Genomic DNA, 20,193 nt, shown 5'->3' on the forward strand with positions numbered 1-20,193 from the left:
GTCATCTCCCGGGCGGAGTGGTCTCGGTCCTCGGCTCGGCGGCCAGGTGCTCGCCGACGCGCTTCACCAACAGTGCCATCTCGTAGGCGATTTGGCCTACATCGGATTCGGCGTCGCTGAGTACCGCGAGGCAGCTGCCGTCGCCGGCGGCGGTGATGAACAGGAAGGCCTCGTCCAGTTCGACCATGGTCTGGCGGACGCCGCCGACCTGGAAGTGCCGGCCGGCGCCCTTGGCGAGGCTGTGGAAGCCGGCGGCGACGGCGGCCAGGTGCTCGGCGTCCTCACGGCCGAGGCCGCTGGAGACACCGGTGGCGAGGCCGTCACTGGAGAGGATCACCGCGTGCCGAAGGGTCGCGACGCGGCCGACCAGGTCGTTGAGGAGCCAGTCGAGGCTCCCGGACGGCGGAGTTGCTGCGGTCATGATTCGGTTCCTTCTGCTGGTGCGGGCGGTGCGTCCGGCGGCTGGTGCGCCGGGGGGACGGAGCGGACAGGGGTGGAGCGGACGGGGGCGGCCGGCAGCGCGGGCGGCACCGGCGCGGACGGCAGGGCGATCCGCAGCCGGGGCGGCCGGCCGGGCTGCGGCACGACCGGCGCGGCGGGCGGGCCGGGCACCCGGGAGGGCCTCGCGGGGTCGGGCTCGGAGCGGACGACGGTCAGCGAGGCGGGCTGCAGCCGGTCGCCGCGGCCGCGGGCGAAGCCGCGCTGGAAGGAGGCGAACGCGGAGCGGGCCTCCTCGGGGCTGCGCTCGCGGGCCGGCTCGGGGGCCTCCGGGGCTGCCCCGGCCCGCAGTTGGGGAGCGAGGCTGGCCTGCCGGACCCGGCGCGGCAGCAGGCCCCCGGCCACCGGGGACGGCCCGGCGACGGGCGCGGCGGGCAACGCGGGCACCTCGACGGCGGGTCCGACAACACCGGTTCCGACAGCGGCAGGTCCGACGGCAGCGGGTCCGACAGCGGCAGGACCGACCGCAGCAGCGGCACTCTCCGTACGCCGGTGCCGCCCCTTCCCCTCCGCGCCCTCAACGGCGTCCCCCTGCGCGGAAGTTCGCCGCCGCGGCAGCCCGCCGGGCTTCGCGGACGGGTCTGCGGTGGACGGCCGCGGTCCGCCGAGCGTCTTGCCGGGCGCGGCGTGCGCACGCCCGGTGGCGGCGTGCGCCCGGCCGGGTTCGGCGGTGCCGGGGGCGCGGCGGTGGGCGGGGTCCTCGGCGGTGGGGCGGGCGGCGTCGGGGGCCATCTCGGCGGCGTCGGCGAGCAGTTCGCGCGGGATCAGCACCACGGCGGAGGTTCCGCCGTACGGCGAGGGCCGGAGGTGGACCCGGATGCCGTGCCGGCGGGCGAGCCGGGAGACCACGAACAGGCCCAGCCGGTCGGTGTCGGCGAGGTCGAACTCCTGCTCCACGGCGAGGCGTTGGTTGACCTCGCCGAGGTGCTGCTCGTTCAGGCCGAGGCCGCGGTCGTCGATCTCCAGGCAGAAGCCGTGCGCGACGACCTCGCCCTGGACGGTGACCTGGGTCTGCGGCGGGGAGAACACCGTGGCGTTCTCGACGAGTTCGGCGATCAGGTGGGTGACGTCGGCGACCGCGGAGCCGAGCAGTCCGGTGCCGGGGAAGGGCCGGACGATGACCCGGGCGTAGTCCTCGACCTCGCCGACGGCGGCGCGCACCACGTCGACCATCCGGACCGGCTTGCGCCAGGCGCGGCCGGGCGAGCCGCCGGAGAGGATGATCAGGCCTTCGGCGTGGCGGCGCATGCGGGTGGTGAGGTGGTCGAGCCGGAACAGGTCTTCCAGTTCGCGCGGGTTCTCGGTGCGGCGTTCCATGGTGTCGAGCAGGGTGAGCTGGCGGTGCAGCAGCACCTGGGAGCGGCGAGCCAGGTTGACGAAGACGGCGGAGACGCCGCGGCGCAGTTCGGCCTGTTCGACGGCGGCTTCGACGGCGACCCGCTGCACCTCGTTGAAGGCCCGGCCGACCTGGCCGATCTCGCCCGCGCCGAACTCCAGTTGGGGGACTTCGGCGACCACGTCGACGGCTTCGCCGTGGCGCAGTCGGAGCATCACGGAGGGCAGTCGGGTGGCGGACAGGTCGGCGGCGGCGTTGCGCAGGCCGACGAGTTCGCGGACCAGGCGGCGGCCGATCCGGTAGGAGACGACGATGGACAGCACCACGGCGAGCAGGCCGATGAGGCCGGCGACGGCGCCGCGCAGCAGCGCGTTGACGGCGTAGGCGTGGGCCTGTTCGCCGATCTTGTCGACCAGGTGGCTGTTGATGACGCCGATGTCGGCGATCACCCGGTCGGAGTTCTCGCCCCAGGAGTCGGTCTGCCCGGAGCGGACGTAGACGGCCCGGTCGGAGGCGTCGTCGAAGCCCTTCTCGGCGTTGGTGAGGGCGTTCCAGGCGGGGGTGCTGCGGACTTCGGTGTAGTCGTTGCGGTCCTGCGGGTCGAGTTCGGCGACGTAGACCCGGAACAGGGTCTGTTGGGCGTGCATGGCGTCCAGCGCGATCTGCTGCTTGCGGGCGTCGGCGGCGACGTTGGAGTTGCCGACGCGCAGGGCGCGCATCGCGGCGGTCTCCTGGGCCAGGTAGTCGGCGGCGCGGGTGAGTTCGACCAGGATGGTGCCCTGGCGGGGCAGCGTGCCGCTCTCCTTGGCGACGAAGGAGGACCGGAAGGCGAAGACCGGGCTGATCAGGGCGCTGTAGTCGTCGAGGGCGCTCTCCCAGGCCGTCCGGTGCTGGCCGATCTGGCTGCGGATGGCGGCGAGTTGGTCGGCGGCGGAGAGGATGTCCTGGACGCGGGCGCGCTGGTCGCCGTTGAGCTTTCCGGCGTCGCGGCTGGTGCTCTGGTAGCGCAGCAGTTGCAGGTCGCGGTCGGTGACGGTCTGGGACTTCAGGTAGGCGTCGGCGAAGTCCCTGTTGCCGGGGTCGGCGAGGCGCAGCACGGCGGCGCCGCGTTCGATGCGCAGGTCGTCGGCGTACTGGTCGGCGGGGCCGCCGAAGGCCTTGTAGGTGGCGCTGATGTCGAGCTGGCTCCACACGTCGCCGGTGGTGATCAGGGTGGAGTAGCCCCACAGGCCGCTGAGCGCCGCGATGGGCACCAGGAGCAGCGCGATGATCCTCGCGCGGATCGAGCTGCGGCGCAGGCGCATGTGGGTCCTCTGGTGGTCCTCGGTCGGTGTGGTCGCCGGGCACGAGCGGCCGGGGGCAGGGCTGGGTACGACGGGGTACGGAGGGGCAGGACGGGGTACGAGAGCCGCGAGCCTACTACCTCCTGACCATCCGTTCGTAGGGTGAATTTGCATTGTGATCGTGTGTTGTCCGGATCGTCCTTTAATTTTCGAGCCGGGGGCCTCCAGGGCCCCGACCTGCGGCACTGTGCCCGGTGCGGGGTGTCGCCGGACGGTGACTCTGGGCAGCACCGCCCCGATCGGGTAGCTTCGCCGGTGCCGCCCTGCGCCTGTGCGAACCGGGGCGGGATCGGCGGAACGGGGGTACCGTGCGAGAGATCAGCAGCCCCGCGCTCGACGGCTCGGCGGTGACCGGCGGGCTGGCCGACTCGGTGTTCGACCGGGCCGAGCGCGAACCACGGCTGGTGCAGTTGTCCCGCTGGGCGGACGGCGCCTGGCAGCCGGTGACGGCCGCTCACTTCCGCGACGAAGTGCTGGCGCTGGCCCGGGGCCTGCTCACCCGCGGGGTGCGCTACGGCGACCGCGTCGCGGTGATGTCCAACACCCGTTACGAGTGGACGCTGTTCGACTACGCGCTCTGGTCGATCGGGGCGATCCCGGTGCCGGTCTACCCGACGGCGGCGGCCGAGCAGGTGCGTTGGATCCTCGCCGAGACCGCGTCGGTGGCCTGCGTGGTCGAGGACGAGGACCAGGCGATGACGGTCGGCGCGGTCTGCGACGCGCTGCCCGCGCTGAGCGGCATCTGGCAGCTGGACCGGGGCTGCGTGGAGCAGCTGATGGCGGACGGCCAGGGCGTGCCGAACGCCCTGGTGCACCGTCAACGCCTCGGCGTCACGCCCGATTCACTGGCCAGCGTCATCTACACCTCCGGCACCACCGGCCGCCCGAAGGGCTGTCTGCTGACCCACGGCAACTTCGCGGCGGTGGCGGACGCGGTGCTCAGCGGCTGGTCGGAGGTGTTCGCCGACACCCGGGGCGACCAGCCCGCCACCCTGCTGTTCCTGCCGCTGGCGCACGTCTACGGGCGGCTCACCCAGGTCGCGGCGGTGCGCGGCGGCATCCGCATCGGCCACCACTCCGTGCTGGCCGCGGACAGCCTGCTGCCCGCCCTGGCCTCGTTCCGGCCGACCTTCCTGCACGCGGTGCCGTACATCTTCGAGAAGATCCACCGCCGGGCCCGGGAGGCCGCCGAGGCCGCGGGCCGGTTGGAGACCTTCGTCCAGGCCGAGCAGGTCGCGATCGAGTGGGCGACCGCCTGGGAACGCCGCGCGCACCGCCGGGGCCCCGGCCCGTCGCCCGCGCTGCGGCTGCGGCACGCCGCGTACGAGCGCCTGGTCTACCAGCGGGTGCGGGCCGTGCTCGGCGGCCGGGTGCGGGCGGTGATGTCCGGCGGGTCCATGCTGGGGCGGGAGTTGGGGCTGTTCTTCGCCGGCGCGGGCATGACGGTGTACGAGGGCTACGGCCTGACCGAGACGTCCGCGGCGATCACCGCCAATCCCCCGGACCGGCCCAAGTTCGGCACGGTGGGCCGCCCGGTGCCGGGCGCGTCGGTGGCGATCGCCGAGGACGGCGAGGTGTGGGTGCGCGGCGCCGGCGTGTTCTCCGGCTACCTGAACCATCCGCGCTGCTCCGAAGAGGCCCTGTACCGGGGCTGGTTGGCCACCGGCGACCTCGGATCGCTGGACGAGGACGGCTACTTGACGCTGACCGGCCGCAAGAAGGAGGTGATCGTCACCTCCAGCGGAAAGAACCTCGCGCCCGCGGTCCTGGAGGAGCGCGTCCGGTCCCATCCGCTGATCGCCCAGTGCCTGGTGGTGGGCGACAATCGGCCGTACCTGGCCGCGTTGATCACCCTCGACCCGCCGGCCCTCGCGCACTGGCTCAGGGCCCGCGGCCGCCCGCAGGCGGACGTCCTACTGGCCCTGACCGACCACGAGTTGCACCAGGAGGTGCAGCGGGCCGTGGCAGCCGCCAACACCAGCGTCTCGCGCGCCGAGTCGATCCGGGCGTTCCGGCTGCTGCCACGTGAATTCACGCTGGACGACGGCCTGTTGACGCCCTCGCTGAAGATCAGGCGGGCGGCGGTGGCGGAGCGCTACGCACGGGACATCGACGAGCTGTACGCCGGTTGACCGATCTCCGCCCCTTCCCCTTGACCATCGGGATTGGTCCAGTCCATTGTGTGCCACCGGCCCGGTGCGGTGAGGCCGAAAACCGACCCCCGCCCCTCCGGGAGTCACGTCTTCTCTCCTTCCCCACAATGGAGTTGATCCGTGCTCAGTTCCGCACGCCGCCGTCTCGCGGCCGTCGCCGCCGCCACCGTGCTGGCCGCCCTCGGCACCGTCCCGGCCGCCCACGCCGACGCCCCGGCGGCGACCGGCGCCCCGGCGGTCAACCTGGCCACCAACCCCGGGTTCGAGATCCCCACCCTGCCGCTGGCCGACTGGGGTTCGATCCCCGGCTGGCACTGCGCCGCGGGCGAGGGCGCCGTGACCACCGCGGCCCGCACCGGCGGCTCCGCGCTGGCCGTCACCCCGGCCTCCGCCGACTCCACCGGCCAGTGCACGCAGACCCTCGCGGTGCGCCCCGGCACCACGTACACGTACCGGGCCTGGGTGCACGGCAGTTACGCGTTCGTCGGCGCGACCGGCACCGGCCACGACGTCCCGCCGGCCTGGACGGCGTCCACCGGCGGCGGCTGGCAGCAGCTGTCCACCACCTTCACCACCGGCGCGAACACCACCTCCGTCCAGCTGTACGTGCACGGCTGGTACGGCCAGGGCCCGATCACCGTGGACGACGTCGACGTCACCGGCGACACCCCCGCCCCCGCGTACGCCACCTGGAACGCGCCGACCTCCGACAAGGTGGTCTTCCTGACCGTCGACGACGGCTGGTTCCGCACCCCGGAGGCCGCGCAGCTGATCGCCGACCGCAAGCTGCCGATCACGGCGTTCCCGCTGCCCATGCCGGAGGGCTTCGAGCCGGACTACTTCAGCCGGATCACCGCGGCGCCCGGGTCCTCGATCCAGGACCACACCGTCTCGCACCGCGACCTGACGACCCTCTCGCCGGCCGAGCAGCAGGCCGAGATCTGCGACGCCCGGGACGCGGTCGCCGCGCGCTACGGCACCACGCCGACGATCCTGCGGCCGCCGTACTTCACCTTCGACGCGACCACCCAGCAGGCCGCCGCCAACTGCGGCATCAGGTACCTGCTGACCGCGACCGCCGACTTCACCTCCGGCGCCGCGAACGTCTACCACGGCGGCCCGCTCCAGCCGGGCGACGTGATCATCATGCACTTCACCGACACCCTGGCGAGCGACCTCCAACGCGCGCTGGACGCGGCCCGCGAGGCCGGCCTGACGCCGGCGGCGCTCGGCGACTACCTGCACTGAGCGCCGCCGCCGGAATAAGCTGACCCGATGTCGGTCCGTACCGGGCTGACGAACACCGGTGTCCGGGCCCCTCCCATGGGCCCGGACACCGGCTCATTCGCCCTTCACGGACGTCTCGGCTCCCGGGATCACACGCCTGCGGAGAACTGCGGCAGGTAGCCGTTCGCCTGGCCGGTGGAGTTCGGGTGGTAGCTGTCGCTGATCGGCAGCGTGGTGCTGTTCAGCCACTGGGTCGAGGAACCGCAGATCTCGTGGGTGGAGAAGGCCGAGCGGACGTCCTTGAAGGTGAAGCCGGCCGCCGAGACCTGCTTGGAGATCACCGAGTCCAGGGTGTCCGCGGCGCTGTTGATCGCGGTCCGCTTGGTGTCCGAGATGCCGACCAGGCAGTTGCCCGGCACCTGGTACAGGTGCGGGTAACCCAGCACCACCACGTGGGCGTTGGGGGCCTTGGCCTTGATCTGCGCGTACAGGTTGGAGAGCTTGCCCGGCAGCGTGTTGGTGGCGTAGCTCTTCGCCGTGTTCACGGCGCTCAGGCAGGAGCTCTCGCTGTTCAGCACACAGGTCTGCATGGTCGAGGCGAAGCCGGCGTCGTTGCCGCCGATGGTGATCGAGACCAGGGTGGTCGTGGAGCTCAGCGACGAGATCTGGTTGGCGAGCACGTCGTTGGTGGTGGCGCCCGAGCAGGCGACGAACTTGAACGATGTCGGCGCGTGGGCGTTCTTCCACAGGTACGGGTAGGCGTTGGTGCTGCGGCTGCAGCTGCCGCTCTCGCTGGTGTAGCTGCCCGAGCCGACGCCGGCCGAGTACGAGTCGCCGAGCGCGACGTAGTTGACGCCGGCCGCGCTCGCCTGGGTGGCGGCGGCGAGGGTGGTGATGGACAGGGCCGCCGCGGTGAGAGCGACGGAAATGGCACGGACGCGAGTCATCTTTCCTCCATTGGGTGACGCAGGCCACACAGAGATACCAGCCAGTAGCCTCCGGGGGAAGCGGTCATGCCAAAGAATTTGACGAACTCTCATCCAACGGACATCCAGGTTTCGCTACGCGCGAAGACCCACTCCTGACCTGGGCTGCGAAGATCCCGCCAATCACCGCCCGAACGTCCGATCGCCCGATTTTTCACCTGACACTCCGTCAACTCTCGCCCCGTTTCCGAGCGCGACGAGGGCGTGACGCCCTGTGCACACGCCTCACTCCCGTCACACCCGCCCCATGGCGGCACTCGGAACGCCCGAACGGCGCGAAGCAGACGAAACGCCCCCGCGAGGGGCGCTGTGCGCGCCCGCCACGAGGGCGTCAAGCACCGGAATCCGAACGGCTCGTACCGCCGAGCGACCGCCGAGGGGTCAGTCCGCCGTCCAGTGCGGGTCACGGCCGAGCACCCGCAGGATCCGGTCGAGCACCTCCGACCCGGCCGGCACCTCCAGCGCGGGCGCGAACGCGGAGCCCTCGCGCTCGCGGACGGCACCCGTCGGCACCTGCTCGGCGACCACCAGCGCGGCCGCCAGCAGCTCCTCGTCGAACGTGATCCCGACGCCGAGCGAGGCCGCCACGTCCCAGCCGTGCACCACGTAGTCCACCAGGTGGAACCCGACCGCGACGACCCCCGGGAACCACTTCCCGCCGCGCACCTCCGGCAGCCAGAACTCCCGCTCCAGCGCGCCCTCCTGGGCGAATGCGGCGGTCACCTCCGCGGCCGACGCGGCGAACGCCCCGGCCGGGTCGTCGCCGACCGGGCGGTCCCGCCATTCCTCGCGTCCGTGCAGCTCGCCGCCGGCCGCGGTGGCGAAGCCGTGGTTCTGTCCCGTCATGTGGGCGAGCAGCTCGCCGAGTGTCCACGTCCCGCAGGGCGTCGGGAGGTCGAGTCGGCCGGGGTCGACCCGGCCGACCACGGCCTCGGTGATCCGCAGTGCGCGTGCGTCGGGTTCCTGAATGTTCGTCATATCGCGGATGGTATCTACCAATTCACCAACTCGATCAGCGCAAAAAGCAGTTGACTTATAACGCCCACCAAGCACCCCCCGCACCGGATCCGCTCCCCTCGAAAGTCGGCCCCCCGCCGACGAGTTGATCCCTCCTCACCGCGTCTCTCGTCACAGCCCCCCCGGGAGGCCCGACGCCCGACCGCCCGTAGGCTCAGCGCAGCCGGCAGCCGGCCGGCGGGAGTTCCTCGATCGTCTCGTTGGCGGCCGCCGGCACGCCCAGCCGCGTCACCGCCGCCGCCACCGCCGCACGGGCCTGCTGAAGGCCGGGCACGCCCCAGCCGAGGAGTTCGACGGCCAGCCCGGGGGCGACCAGCAGCCGTCGGTAGTGGCGGCCGGAGGCCGGGTCGGGCGCGGACGGGCCGACCCCGTGCAGCGCGGCGGCCATCCGGACCCGGGCGCACTCGTGGCCGTTGTTCGCCGAGCCGACCCGGTCGTACAGGTAGCCGAGGTAGACCGGCGGGCCGATCATCGCCTGTGCCTCCTCGCCGGCCTCCCGGGCCAGCGCGGCGCCCGGGTCGCCCGCGTCCTCCGCCTCCAGCGAGCCGCCGGGCAGGCCGACCACGCCGTCGCGCGGGTTGATGAGCGTGAGCACCCGGCCGTCGGGGGCGAACAGCCAGCCCCAGGACTGCTTCACCGGCAGCCCCTCCGGCACCGGGACCCCCGGGTGCCACGGCCAGCCGGCGTTCGGCCGGCGTCGGACCCGCCCGAGCAGTTCGGAGATCTCCGGGCTGTATTCGATGCCCATGCCACTCCCTCCGCACTCCGGGCGGCCGCCCACGCCACCTGATGATCTTCCCCGAACACCCGACCGATGAACAGCCCCGACCGCCACCCGGGTCACCGTCCCACCTGTCCCGACGTCCTCCGCGGCCTCTCCGGCCCCGGCCTGTCACCCGTACCTGTGATACTCGGTACCGGCCGGACCACCATGAAAGCGACGGGGAGTGACAGACATGCTGCGGGGAGCTTCGGCGTGAGGCTGCTGCACACCTCGGACTGGCACCTGGGCCGCTCCTTCCACCGGGAGAACCTGCACGGGGCGCAGCGCGCGTTCCTCGACCACCTGGTGGCGACGGCCGTCGCCGAGCGGGTGGACGCCGTGCTGGTCGCGGGCGACGTGTACGACCGCGCGCTGCCCGGGCTGGAGGCCGTCGCGCTCTTCGACGACGTGCTGTGGCGGCTGGCCGAGCGGAGCATTCCGACGATCTTCATCAGCGGCAACCACGACTCGGCGCGCCGCCTCGGAGTCGGCTCCCGCCTGATCGAGCGGGCCGGCATCCACCTGCGCACCGATCCTGGCGCGCTCGCCGAGCCGGTGCTGCTGGCGGACGCGCACGGCCCGGTCGCGGTGTACGGGCTGCCGTACCTGGAGCCGGCGCTGGTGCGGGAGCGGCTGGGCCTGGCCAAGGGCGGGCACGAGCAGGTGCTGGCGGCGGCGATGGACGCCGTCCGGGCGGACCTCGCGGCCCGCCCGGCGGGCACCCGGGCCGTGGTACTGGCGCACGCCTTCGTGACGGGCGGCGCGCCGAGCGACAGCGAGCGGGACATCGCGGTGGGCGGCGTGCAGTCGGTGCCGGCCGGGGTGTTCGACGGGGTGCACTACGTGGCCCTCGGCCACCTGCACGGCTGCCAGACCCTCGCCCCGCACCTGCGCTACTCGGGCTCCCCGCTGGCGTACTCGTTCTCCGAGACCGACCACCGCAAGTCGATGTGGCTGGTCGACCTGGACGCCGAGGGCGCCGTCGAGGCCACCCGCGTCCCCTGCCCGCAACCGCGGGCGCTGGCCCGGCTGCGCGGCCGGCTGGAGGAGCTGCTCACCGCCGACGGCCACGCGTGGGCCGAGGACGCCTGGGTGCAGGCCACCCTCACCGACCCGGTCCGGCCGACCGATCCGATGGAGCGGCTGCGGGCCCGCTTCCCGCACACCCTGCAACTGCTGTTCGAACCGGAGGGCGGCGAGCAGGCCGCCGCGCGGTCGTACGCGGAGCGGGTCAGCGGGCGCAGCGACCAGGAGGTCGTGGAGGGCTTCGTCACGCACGTCCGCCCGGGGCGGGAGTTGGACGGCACCGAGCGGTCCTGGCTGCTGGAGGGCCTGGAGTCGGTGCGCCGGACGGCCGCCGACCGGGCCGAGGAGAACGGCCGATGAACGTTGTGAAGGGGACTGCTCGATGAGGCTGCACCAGCTCACCGTGACCGCGTTCGGCCCGTTCGCCTCGACGGAGCGCGTCGACTTCGACCGGCTCACCGCGTCCGGTCTGTTCCTGCTGCGCGGCGCGACCGGCGCCGGCAAGAGCAGCGTGCTGGACGCGGTCTGCTACGCGCTGTACGGCGAACTGCCGGGCTCGCGCAAGAGCAACGGCGTGCGCAGCGACCACGCCGACCAGGGGCGGCGCACCGAGGTGGTGCTGGAGGCGACGCTCGGCGGGCGGCGGCTGGAGATCACCCGCAGCCCGGAGCAGTCCCGGCCGAAGAAGCGCGGCTCGGGTTTCACCCTCGACAAGGCGCAGACGCTGCTGCGCGAGTGGGTCGCCGACGCGGGCGAGGGCGTGCCGGGCTGGGTCGCGGTGAGCCGCTCGCACCAGGAGGCCGGCGAGGAGCTGACCAGGCTGCTCGGCATGAGCCGGGACCAGTTCTGCCAGGTGGTGCTGCTGCCGCAGGGCGACTTCGCGCGGTTCCTGCGCGCGGACTCCAGGCAGCGCGCCGACCTGCTGGGCAAGCTGTTCGACACCGGCCGCTTCGAGCAGTTGGAGCGGTGGACGGCCGACCGGCGGCTGCGCCAGGAGCACGAGGTGCAGGCCGGCCGGCAGAAGCTGCGCGACCTGGCGGCCCGCGCCGAGGAGGCGGCCGGCCCGCTCGCCGAGGACGCCGCCGCGCACCGGCCCGGCGAGGACGCCTCCGCGTCGGACGTGCTGGCCTGGGCGGCGATGCTGCGCGGCACGGCCGCCGAACGCGTCACCGCGACGGCGCTCGCGCTGGAGGTCGCCGAGTCCGCCCGCACCCGGGCCCGGGCGCGCCTGGACGCGCAGCGCGCCCTGGCCGACCGCCAGCAACGTCACCGCTCCGCCTCCCGCGACCACGCCGAACTCACCGCCGCCGACGGGGAGTCGGCCGCCGACCGGGCCCGCCTGCGGCTGGCGCTGGCCGCCGAGGCGCTGGCCCCGCTGCGCTCCCTGCACCGGGGTGCGCTGGCCGCGCACGCCGCAGCGGGCTCCGCCGAGTCCGCGCACCGCGCCGCGCTCGCCGCCCGGTCGGCCGCGCCGTGGGCCGCCGAGCTGCTCGGCGACCTCCGCTCCCCCGCCGAACTCGCCGTGGCCGAGCGCGCGTTGCACACCGAGGCGGCCCGCCTCGCGGAGGCCCGCGCCGACGAGGAGCGGCACGCCCGGCTGCGCGCCGAACGCGCCGAGCTGGCCGCCGAGCAGAAGCGCGCGGACGACCTCGCCGAGGATTCGCAGGACTGGCTGGCCGGCTACGACGACCAGCTGAAGCAGCTGCACGCCGACCTCGACGAGGCCCGTGACGCGCATGCCCTGCTGGCCCGACTCGACGTCCAGCACGCCGAGTTGACGGCCCGTCAGGACGCGGCGGGCCGCCACCGCCGGCTGCTTGCCGCGCGCTCGGCCGCCGAGGCGGAGGTCCGTACCCTCACCGACGCCGCGCTGGTCGCCCGGTCCCGCACCCTCGACCTCCAGGAGCGCCGACTCGCGGGCATGGCCGCCGAGTTGGCGGCCCAGCTGGCCGCCGGCGAGCCCTGCCGGGTGTGCGGCTCGCCCGAGCATCCGGACCCGGCCCGCCCGTCCGCCGGCCAGGTCACGGCCGCCGACGAGCAGCGCGCCCGCGCCGCCCAGCACACCGCCGAGGGCGAACTCGACGCCGCCAAGCACCGGTTGGGCGTCCTCCAGGTGGACGCGGCGGCCGCCGAGACCGCCGCCGCGGGCCGCTCGGTCGCCGAACTCAAGGCGCTGCTGGACGAGTTGACGGCCGAGCGGCGCGTCGCGCTGCACACCGCGGACCGGCTGGCGCCGCTGGGCCAGCAGGTGGAGCGGCTGGAGCAGGAACGCCGGGCCCGCGGCGAGCGGCTGCGACAGGCCGGCGAGCGCGGCGCCGTCCTCGCCGACCGGCTGGGCGCCGTCGCCGCCGAACTCGACGCGCTGGCCGGGAAGATCGCCGCCGCCCGGGGCGACGCGCCGTCGGTCGCGGCCCGCGCCGCCGCGGTGGACGCCCTCGCCGCCGCCGTCACGACCGTCCTCGACTCGGCCCGCACCACCGCCGAGACCACCGCCCGGCTCGACGACGCCACCGACGCCCTGGCGAAGGCCGCCGCCGACGCGGGCTTCGCCGGCCTGCCGGAACTCGCCGACGCCGAACTCCCCGCCCAGCGACGCGTCTCGCTCCAGCGGCACTTCGAGCAGCTGGACGCCGCGCTGGAGCAGGCCGCGGCCCGCCTCGCCGACCCGGACCTGCGGGCGGCGGCCGAACTCCCGCCCGCGGACGCCGAGTCGGCGCACGCCGCCGAGGAGCACGCCACCGCCGTCCTGCGCGCCGCCGACACCGCGCACCGCACCGCCGCCGACCAGGTCGCGGCGCTGGCCCGGATCGCCGACGCGCTGACCGTCCTCGCCGACGCCTTCGCGCCCGTCCTCGACGCGTACGCCCGGATCAGCCGCCTCGCCGCGCTGCTCGCGGGCGCGCCCGCCGAGAACGCCCTGCGGATGCGCCTGGAGTCCTACGTGCTGGCCGCCCGCCTGGAGCAGGTCGCGGCGGCGGCCAGTCAGCGCCTGCTGAAGATGTCCGGCGGCCGCTACACCCTGGTCCACAGCGACGGCCTGGTCTCCGGCACCAAGCGCTCCGGCCTCTCCCTGCACGTCGTCGACGCCTGGACCGGCCGCGAACGCGACACCGGCACCCTCTCCGGCGGCGAGTCCTTCTTCGCCTCGCTGGCCCTCGCCCTCGGCCTCGCCGACGTCGTCACCGACGAGGCCGGCGGCATGCCCCTGGACACCCTCTTCATCGACGAGGGCTTCGGCACCCTCGACGAGAACACCCTCGAAGAGGTCATGGACGTCCTCGACTCCCTGCGCGAACGCGACCGCGCCGTCGGCATCGTCAGCCACGTCGCCGATCTCCGCACCCGTATCCCCGCCCAACTCCTCATCCGCAAGCACCGCCACGGCTCCACCGCGCACCACACCACCAACGCCGACACCTGATCTCCCCCGCCGCTGCCACCGGGCAGCCGATATAACTTGCGGCACATATAACTCGAAGCGCATAATCCATCTGCGACATGGGAAGTCTCACTGCATGAAGCGGTCGACACCTGGTTCGTCAGGTTGAGCGAGAACGAACCCGGGGTGGCCGATCAGGTCGCCGCAGCCATCGACAAGCTGGCGGAAGAAGGGCCGACGCTCGGCCGGCCGCTCGTCGACCGGATCAAACAGTCGAGACATCACCACATGAAGGAACTCCGCCCACGGACCGACGGGGAGAGCGAGATCCGCATCCTGTTCGCGTTCGATCCCGAGCGGGAGGCCATCCTCCTCGTCGCCGGCGACAAGTCCGGGCAGTGGAACCTGTGGTACGACAAGAACATCCCCATCGCGGATGCCCGATTCGACCGACATCTCGACACACTCAAGGAGGGCGAGTAGCAATGGCCAGATCCTGGAAGGAAGTCCGGGCCCAGGTCGTCACCGACGAGGATCGAGTGGCGGCGCATCGCGCCAAGCTCGATGCCGAGGTCCGCGCCTATCGCCTCGCGGAGATCCGCCGGGAGCAGGACCTAACCCAGACCGAGGTCGCGGAACTGATCGGCGTCACCCAGCCGAACGTCTCCCGCCTGGAACGCGGCGACCTCGAAGGCGCCTCTCTCGGCACGCTCCGCGAGTACATCGAGGCGCTCGGCGGGCAGCTTCGCCTGGTGGCCGACTTCGGCGATCGCCAGCTCCGCATCCAGTAGTACCACTATGCCTGCGGCGCGGCCACGAACTCCGCCGCCGTCCGACCCCAACTCCTGATGGCTGCAAGGGTGGTGGCGGTGCGCAGCGTGGCGTTCGGGAGGTGGGCGGCGAGGGTGCGGGCGGTGGCCGGCGGGTGGACGGGGTCGGTGGGCCAGCTGAGGACCAGGGTGGGGTGGGGCAGCTCGCGGAGCCGGTCGGGGGTGGGGAGGTCGGCTTCGGCGGCGGCCCGCAGGACGGCCGGGACGAGGTGTTCGGCGGCGTCGAACTCGGTGGCGTACTGGGGGACTTCGGCGAGGACGGCGGGCGGCCCGGAAACTTTCGCGGCCACCCCGAGGGTGCCCGTCCCGCGCCGTTCCACCAGCGTCGCGGCGGCCCGCAGCCCGGCCCGTCGCGGCTCGCGGGCCCCCCAGGCCACGGCGGGGATCGCCAGCACCAGCCGGTCGAACCGCTCGGGCCGGGCGAGCGCCGCCCACAGGACGGTGGCGGCGCCCATGGACGCGCCGATCCCGGTCACGGGGGCGTCCGGCGAGAGGTGGTCGCACAGCGCGAGCAGGTCGGCGGCGAGCGCGGGGTAGCTGTAGTCCGCGGCGACGGCCCGGCCCGTGGAGCGGCCGTGGCCGCGCGCGTCGTAGCGGGCCAGGCGGTGGGTCGCGGTGAGCGGCGTCCAGTCGAACAGTCCGGCCCGGTCCTCGTGCGCCCGGCTGGACAGCGAGCCGTGCGCGTGAACGGCCAGCGGCCCGCCCGCGACGCCCGCGACGTCGAACGCGAGCGTGGCACGGGGGCGTTGCAGCAGGCCGACCTCGGGCCCGGCGCTCGGCACAGAAACGATCATGGCCCGATTATCTGATGGTTCATCAGCCGGAGCACGCGGCACGCTGCGCCTGCTGCCAGCTGCAGACCGGGCACAGCGTGGCACCGGGCGTCTCGGCCGGGTACTCGGTCTCGCTCCCGCACAGCACGCACGCGGCGCGCTCCCCCGGCCCGCCGGGCAACAGCCCGCGACGGGCCTGCTCGGGATCGGCCGACGCCTCACAGATCTGCTCCTCCATACCTCCAGGGTACGGCCCCGCCACCCGGGCCCCGCCCCGTCGCACACCCGGCACGGACGTGCCGCGTCCGTGGGATTTGCGCAAGTCGGGGCGCGGATCGACGCTGGAGACCGGCCGTACACAACCCGTCACGATCGCCTCCGGGGCCGAGACGGACGCCCCCCGCCACCACCCCGCCACCACCCCGCCACCGCCCCGGGCAGCGACTCGAACCGGAGGAGGCAGCGCACGATGACGCAGACACCGACCGCCGACGACCCGACCGTCGCCATCGACCCGATGCGCACCGGCTGGAGTGCGAACCAGCCGCGGCTGGCACCCGCGCAGGTGAGTTCCGCCGACTTCGGCCAGTTGTTCTCGACGGCGGTGGACGGGCAGGTCTACGCCCAGCCGCTGGTCATCGGTTCGACCGTGCTGGTCGCGACCGAGAACAACCACGTCTACGGCATCCACGCCGTCACCGGCGCCATCCTGTGGTCCACGTCGCTCGGCCCCGCCTGGCCGGCCTCCGCGATCGGCTGCGGCGACCTGGTCCCCAACCTCGGCGTGAGCGCCACCCCGGTGTACGACCCCTCCTCGGGGCGGGCCTACCTCACCGCCAAGGTCGACGACGGCCCGGACGCCAACCACCCGCACTGGTACCTGCACAGCCTGGACGTGGCGACCGGCGACGAGACCCCGGGCTGGCCGGTGACGATCCAGGGCTCCCCGGCGAACAACCCGGGCAACACGTTCAACCCGTTCACCGCGATGCAGCGGCCCGGCCTGCTGCTGCTCGACGACGAGGTGTTCGCCGGGTTCGGCTCGCACTGCGACAAGGGGCCCTACGTCGGCTACGTGGTCGGGGTGAAGACCGCCACCGGGGCGCTGCGCATGTGGGCCACGCAGAACGCGTCCAGCAACGAGATGACCGGGATCTGGATGGGCGGCGGCGGCCTGGTCTCGGACGGCCCGGGCCGCATCCACCTCGCCACCGGCAACGGCGTCTCGCCCGCACCCGGCCCGGGCAGCCGGCCGCCCGGCCACCTCGCCGAGTCGGTCGTCCGCCTGTCCAGCGCGGGGCAGCTCGCGGCGGTGGACTTCTTCAGCCCCAGCAACGCCGATCAACTCGACCAGAACGACCAGGACTTGGGGTCCGGCGGCCCGGTGGCCCTGCCCTCGCCGCCGTTCGGCACCGCCGCCCACCCGAAGGTGCTGGTGCAGATCGGCAAGGACGGCCGGGTCTTCCTCCTCGACCGGGACGACCTGGGCGGTCGCGGCCAGGGGCCCGGCGGCTCGGACCAGGCGCTGTCCGTCGCCGGGCCGTTCCGCGGCATCTGGGGCCACCCGGCGGTCTGGGGCGGCGACGGCGGCTTCCTGTACGTGCCGGAGAACGACGGCCATCTGCGCGCGCTCAAGTTCGGCCTGGACGGCGCGGGCGCGCCCGTGCTGGTCGACGCGGGTTCCAGCGGCGCCGGGATCGGCCACTACCCGGGCTCGCCGCTCGTGACGTCCGACGGCACGACCTCCGGCTCGGCGCTGGTCTGGGTGGTCTGCCCCGGCGGCGCCGACGGTGTCGACGCGCAGCTGCGCGCATACGACGCGGTGCCGGCCGGCGGCGTCCTGACGTTGCGCTGGTCGGCGCCGATCGGGACAGCCGTGAAGTTCTCCAAGGTCGCCGTCGGCGCGGGCCGGGTCTACGTCGGCACCCGCGACGGCCACCTGCTCGCCTTCGGCAGCCCGTCGCAGGCCGCGCTGACGGGCACTCCGGTCGACTTCGGTCAGGTCGCGGTGGGCGCCACCGGCAGTGCCACGGCGACGGTCACCGCGACGCGCGCCGTCACCGTCACGGCGATCACCACCACCGCGCCGTTCAGCGCCACGCCCCCCGCCCTCCCGGCCGCCCTGAACACCGCGGACACCCTGGCCGTCCCCGTGGGCTTCGCGCCGACCGGGCCCGGCGGGGCGACGGCGACGCTCACCTTCGCCGTGACGACGAACGGCATCGCCGGCACCGTCGGCCTCGACCTGCACGGCACCGGCACCCAGCCCGGTTTCGCCGCGTCGCCGCCGTCGCTGGACTTCGGCGAGCTGCCCACCCGGTCCGCGATGACGACCGGCGTGACCATCACCAACACCGGCACCGGGACCGAGACGATCGCCGGCACCACACCGCCGTCTCCCCCGTTCACGGCCGTCGGCCTGCCCGCGGACGGCTCCACGCTCGCCCCGGGCGCCTCGCTCGCGGTGTCCGCCACCTACGCGCCGACCGTCCCCAGCCCGGCGGGCGGCGACAGCTCGCAGTTCGTCGTCACCGGCGCGGACGGCCACTCGGTCACCGTGCCGCTCACCGGGACCGCCGTCGTCGGCGCCCCGCACCTGACGATCAGTCCGACCACGCTCGACTTCGGCGAGGTCCCGGTCGGCGGTTCGCTCGGCGAGACCTTCGACATCGGCAACACCGGCAACGTGGTGCTGACCATCACCAAGGCCGCGCCGCCCACCGCGCCGTTCACCGCCCCCGCCCCGATCGCCGAGGGGCAGCAGCTCGGCGCCGGGCAGGTGATCCACCAGGCGGTGGTCTTCGCCCCCACCGCCACCGGCCCGGCCTCCGGCCACTTCCTGCTCACCGGCAACGACGGCCAGGGCATGCAGACCGTCTCCTTCACCGGCGCCGGCGTCACCAGCGGCAGCGTCCCCGTGCCGAGCACCGACGGCTGGACGTTCAACGGCACGGCCACGCTCGCCGGCGGCGACATCGTGCTCACCGAGGCCATCAACGGCCAGACCGCCTCCGCGCTGTGCGACCTGGCCGTGCCCTCGGCGAACCTGCACGCCCGGTTCACCGCCGTGATCGGCGGCGGCTCGGGGGCGGACGGCCTGGCCTTCGTGCTGCTCGACGCGGCCCAGGAGACACCGCATTCGCTCGGCTTCGGCGGCGGCGGGCTCGGCTACTCCGGCCTGCGCGGCCTCGCCGTCACCCTGGACACGTCCAGGAACGCCAACGACCCCTCGGCCAACTTCGTCGGCCTGGCCACCGGCGGCCAGGGCGATGCGCTCGGCTACGCCGCCACCGCGACCGATGTGGCCGATCTGCGCACCGGCACCCACGCCGTGGACGTGCGGGTCACCGGCGGTCGCGTCCAGGTCACCGTGGACGGCCGGCCGGCGATCGACGCCACCGTGACCGTTCCGGCCGCCGTCCTGGTCGGCTTCACGGGCGCCACCGGCGGGCTCGACGACAACCACCGCGTCCAGGCGGTGTCGATCGACTTCTGACCGCCGGACGACTCGTGCCGGGCCGGACGGTCAGCCGAGGAAGGACAGCCGCAGGGTGCGTCCGGGGTTGTCGCCGTTGGTGTCGACCAGCACCACGGACTGCCAGACGCCGAGCGCGAGTCGGCCGCCCACCACCGGCAGGGTGGCGTGCGGGGCGACCAGCCCGGGCAGCACGTGGTCGCGGCCGTGGCCGGGGCTTCCGTGGCGGTGGCGCCAGCGGTCGTCGGCGGGCAGCAGTGCGCGCAGGGTGGTGAGCAGGTCGTCGTCGCTGCCGGAGCCGGTCTCGATGACGGCGATGCCGGCGGTGGCGTGTGGGACGAAGACGTTCAGCAGGCCGTCGCGCCCGCCGGCGACGTCCCGGAGGAAGTCGTGGCAGCGGTCGGTGATGTCGAGGGCGACTTCCCTGCGGCCGGTGGTGATGTCGAGTGTGGTGGTGTGGAAGGTGTCGAACATGGGGCCATCCTGGCCGATCTTGCGGCCCGTCCCGAAGGGGTGTTCGCCGAACGCCACCCGACCGCCAGGCCGCCCGCCAGGGCGCGCCAGCACATCGCAACCCCGCGCCACGGCCGGGACGTCGGCCCCCGGACACGCCGAAGGCCCGACGGACCCACGGTCCGTCGGGTTCGTGCCGACGAGCGGAGGTCCGCCCGTCCTCACGTCGGTGCGCTCAGCCGCGGCTGCCGAACATGCTCCGCTTGAGCCGACGCAGCGGGGCCATCAGCGACACCCGCACGGAGCGCCGGGGCACCGCGACGGGGACGCTGGGTCCACGCGGCGTCAGTTCCCTTATCAGGCCGAGCGCTTCCGCCGTGTCCACCGTCGAGAGCGCGGGGGCGCCGAGCACCGCGAGGTGCCGGTCGATCCGGCGGCCGGTCGCGCCGACACCGCACTGGATCGCGGGCACCCGGGGCCGCGTCCGCACTTGAATCTGTTCCATCTGTTTCCCACCCCTACGAGGCGCCAGGGCCGTGAGGCGAAGACTATCCGGCTATGACGGCCTTCACACAACCGTCCTGGTGTTCTGCCACCGTATCGTGCGAACGGAACTGACGCTCCACCCGAGTACGGTGCTCCCGGTCACGACTGCGCATCGGTTGATGGTGCACCATCCAAGCATGACCGGGCGTCAGACGCCGCAGCGGCCTGGGGCGTTCGCAGGCGCACCGCGGCCTCCCGGTGCGCCCGGCGCACGAACGTCCGTCGCCCTGACGCCGGTTCGACCCCCGCCGACCCCCGGGCCGGCGGTCCTCACAGGTGCCGCGCCCCGGCACCAAGAGTTCAGAAATTGAACACATACGAGGGATTGACGCCGCGAGAACCTCCAAGCAATATTTCCATGGGCAAGGGATCACGGGTCATACTCGCC

At 73.7% G+C, this 20,193-nt stretch carries 16 protein-coding genes; 7 read left to right on the forward strand and 9 right to left on the reverse strand.

Annotated features, from left to right (window positions below):
- Position 1 precedes the first annotated feature (1 nt).
- Positions 2-421, reverse strand: coding sequence for a roadblock/LC7 domain-containing protein (locus ACFV4P_RS08180; RefSeq protein ID WP_073809004.1), 420 nt, complete (start codon positions 419-421; stop codon positions 2-4).
- Positions 418-3,138 (reverse strand): nitrate- and nitrite sensing domain-containing protein, encoded by a 2,721-nt coding sequence (locus ACFV4P_RS08185; protein WP_380468566.1) that lies wholly within the window; start codon positions 3,136-3,138, stop codon positions 418-420. Before ACFV4P_RS08185 ends, ACFV4P_RS08180 begins: the two co-directional genes overlap by 4 nt.
- A 347-nt stretch (positions 3,139-3,485) precedes the next feature.
- Here ACFV4P_RS08185 and ACFV4P_RS08190 point away from each other — a divergent pair, with 347 nt between their 5' ends.
- Positions 3,486-5,309 carry an AMP-dependent synthetase/ligase gene (locus tag ACFV4P_RS08190; RefSeq protein ID WP_380468567.1) on the forward strand — a complete coding sequence of 608 codons (1,824 nt, stop codon included), beginning with the start codon at positions 3,486-3,488 and terminating at the stop codon, positions 5,307-5,309.
- 141 nt (positions 5,310-5,450) lie between these two features.
- A complete protein-coding gene (locus tag ACFV4P_RS08195) occupies positions 5,451-6,578 on the forward strand; it encodes a polysaccharide deacetylase family protein (protein ID WP_380468569.1) in 1,128 nt (375 codons plus the stop codon).
- A gap of 128 nt (positions 6,579-6,706) precedes the next feature.
- Here ACFV4P_RS08195 and ACFV4P_RS08200 read toward each other — a convergent pair whose 3' ends face one another.
- From ACFV4P_RS08200 to ACFV4P_RS08210, 3 genes are all read right to left on the reverse strand, one after another.
- Positions 6,707-7,504: an SGNH/GDSL hydrolase family protein gene (locus ACFV4P_RS08200; RefSeq protein WP_380468571.1), complete on the reverse strand. Its 798-nt coding sequence runs from the start codon at positions 7,502-7,504 to the stop codon at positions 6,707-6,709.
- 420 nt (positions 7,505-7,924) lie between these two features.
- Positions 7,925-8,521 (reverse strand): TIGR03086 family metal-binding protein, encoded by a 597-nt coding sequence (locus ACFV4P_RS08205; protein ID WP_380468573.1) that lies wholly within the window; start codon positions 8,519-8,521, stop codon positions 7,925-7,927.
- A gap of 193 nt (positions 8,522-8,714) precedes the next feature.
- The gene (locus tag ACFV4P_RS08210) at positions 8,715-9,308 is read right to left on the reverse strand and encodes a hypothetical protein (protein ID WP_380468575.1); all 594 of its coding nucleotides are present in this window, start codon (positions 9,306-9,308) and stop codon (positions 8,715-8,717) included.
- 228 nt (positions 9,309-9,536) lie between these two features.
- Between ACFV4P_RS08210 and ACFV4P_RS08215 the strand changes: the two genes are divergently transcribed.
- From ACFV4P_RS08215 to ACFV4P_RS08230, 4 genes are all read left to right on the forward strand, one after another.
- Positions 9,537-10,709 (forward strand): exonuclease SbcCD subunit D, encoded by a 1,173-nt coding sequence (locus ACFV4P_RS08215; protein WP_380468577.1) that lies wholly within the window; start codon positions 9,537-9,539, stop codon positions 10,707-10,709.
- Between the two features lie 22 nt (positions 10,710-10,731).
- Positions 10,732-13,770 carry an AAA family ATPase gene (locus tag ACFV4P_RS08220; RefSeq protein ID WP_380468579.1) on the forward strand — a complete coding sequence of 1,013 codons (3,039 nt, stop codon included), beginning with the start codon at positions 10,732-10,734 and terminating at the stop codon, positions 13,768-13,770.
- A gap of 123 nt (positions 13,771-13,893) precedes the next feature.
- Positions 13,894-14,211 (forward strand): type II toxin-antitoxin system RelE/ParE family toxin, encoded by a 318-nt coding sequence (locus ACFV4P_RS08225; RefSeq protein WP_380468581.1) that lies wholly within the window; start codon positions 13,894-13,896, stop codon positions 14,209-14,211.
- 2 nt (positions 14,212-14,213) lie between these two features.
- Positions 14,214-14,519 (forward strand): XRE family transcriptional regulator, encoded by a 306-nt coding sequence (locus tag ACFV4P_RS08230; RefSeq protein WP_380468583.1) that lies wholly within the window; start codon positions 14,214-14,216, stop codon positions 14,517-14,519.
- A gap of 5 nt (positions 14,520-14,524) precedes the next feature.
- Here the strand turns inward: ACFV4P_RS08230 and ACFV4P_RS08235 are convergent, their stop codons facing one another.
- Positions 14,525-15,352 carry an alpha/beta fold hydrolase gene (locus ACFV4P_RS08235; protein WP_380468585.1) on the reverse strand — a complete coding sequence of 276 codons (828 nt, stop codon included), beginning with the start codon at positions 15,350-15,352 and terminating at the stop codon, positions 14,525-14,527.
- Between the two features lie 22 nt (positions 15,353-15,374).
- Positions 15,375-15,569, reverse strand: coding sequence for a hypothetical protein (locus tag ACFV4P_RS08240; protein WP_380468587.1), 195 nt, complete (start codon positions 15,567-15,569; stop codon positions 15,375-15,377).
- A gap of 231 nt (positions 15,570-15,800) precedes the next feature.
- Here ACFV4P_RS08240 and ACFV4P_RS08245 point away from each other — a divergent pair, with 231 nt between their 5' ends.
- Positions 15,801-18,827, forward strand: coding sequence for a choice-of-anchor D domain-containing protein (locus ACFV4P_RS08245; RefSeq protein WP_380468589.1), 3,027 nt, complete (start codon positions 15,801-15,803; stop codon positions 18,825-18,827).
- Positions 18,828-18,857: 30 nt separating this feature from the next.
- Here the strand turns inward: ACFV4P_RS08245 and ACFV4P_RS08250 are convergent, their stop codons facing one another.
- Positions 18,858-19,280, reverse strand: a complete 423-nt coding sequence (locus tag ACFV4P_RS08250; RefSeq protein WP_380468591.1) for a YjbQ family protein — start codon at positions 19,278-19,280, stop codon at positions 18,858-18,860.
- A gap of 214 nt (positions 19,281-19,494) precedes the next feature.
- Positions 19,495-19,764 (reverse strand): hypothetical protein, encoded by a 270-nt coding sequence (locus ACFV4P_RS08255; RefSeq protein WP_073809022.1) that lies wholly within the window; start codon positions 19,762-19,764, stop codon positions 19,495-19,497.
- Positions 19,765-20,193: the final 429 nt, after the last annotated feature.

It is taken from the genome of Kitasatospora sp. NPDC059795 (assembly GCF_042732175.1).
Lineage (GTDB): Bacteria > Actinomycetota > Actinomycetes > Streptomycetales > Streptomycetaceae > Kitasatospora.

Bases quoted from the DNA above. Each gene is read 5' to 3' on its own strand.
- ACFV4P_RS08205 (WP_380468573.1), bottom strand. From the start codon at position 8,521: ATGACGAACATTCAGGAACCCGACGCACGCGCACTGCGGATCACCGAG.
- ACFV4P_RS08235 (WP_380468585.1), bottom strand. From the start codon at position 15,352: ATGATCGTTTCTGTGCCGAGCGCCGGGCCCGAGGTCGGCCTGCTGCAA.
- ACFV4P_RS08180 (WP_073809004.1), bottom strand. From the start codon at position 421: ATGACCGCAGCAACTCCGCCGTCCGGGAGCCTCGACTGGCTCCTCAAC.
- ACFV4P_RS08230 (WP_380468583.1), top strand. From the start codon at position 14,214: ATGGCCAGATCCTGGAAGGAAGTCCGGGCCCAGGTCGTCACCGACGAG.
- ACFV4P_RS08200 (WP_380468571.1), bottom strand. From the start codon at position 7,504: ATGACTCGCGTCCGTGCCATTTCCGTCGCTCTCACCGCGGCGGCCCTG.
- ACFV4P_RS08210 (WP_380468575.1), bottom strand. From the start codon at position 9,308: ATGGGCATCGAATACAGCCCGGAGATCTCCGAACTGCTCGGGCGGGTC.
- ACFV4P_RS08185 (WP_380468566.1), bottom strand. From the start codon at position 3,138: ATGCGCCTGCGCCGCAGCTCGATCCGCGCGAGGATCATCGCGCTGCTC.
- ACFV4P_RS08240 (WP_380468587.1), bottom strand. From the start codon at position 15,569: ATGGAGGAGCAGATCTGTGAGGCGTCGGCCGATCCCGAGCAGGCCCGT.
- ACFV4P_RS08250 (WP_380468591.1), bottom strand. From the start codon at position 19,280: ATGTTCGACACCTTCCACACCACCACACTCGACATCACCACCGGCCGC.
- ACFV4P_RS08220 (WP_380468579.1), top strand. From the start codon at position 10,732: ATGAGGCTGCACCAGCTCACCGTGACCGCGTTCGGCCCGTTCGCCTCG.
- ACFV4P_RS08255 (WP_073809022.1), bottom strand. From the start codon at position 19,764: ATGGAACAGATTCAAGTGCGGACGCGGCCCCGGGTGCCCGCGATCCAG.
- ACFV4P_RS08245 (WP_380468589.1), top strand. From the start codon at position 15,801: ATGACGCAGACACCGACCGCCGACGACCCGACCGTCGCCATCGACCCG.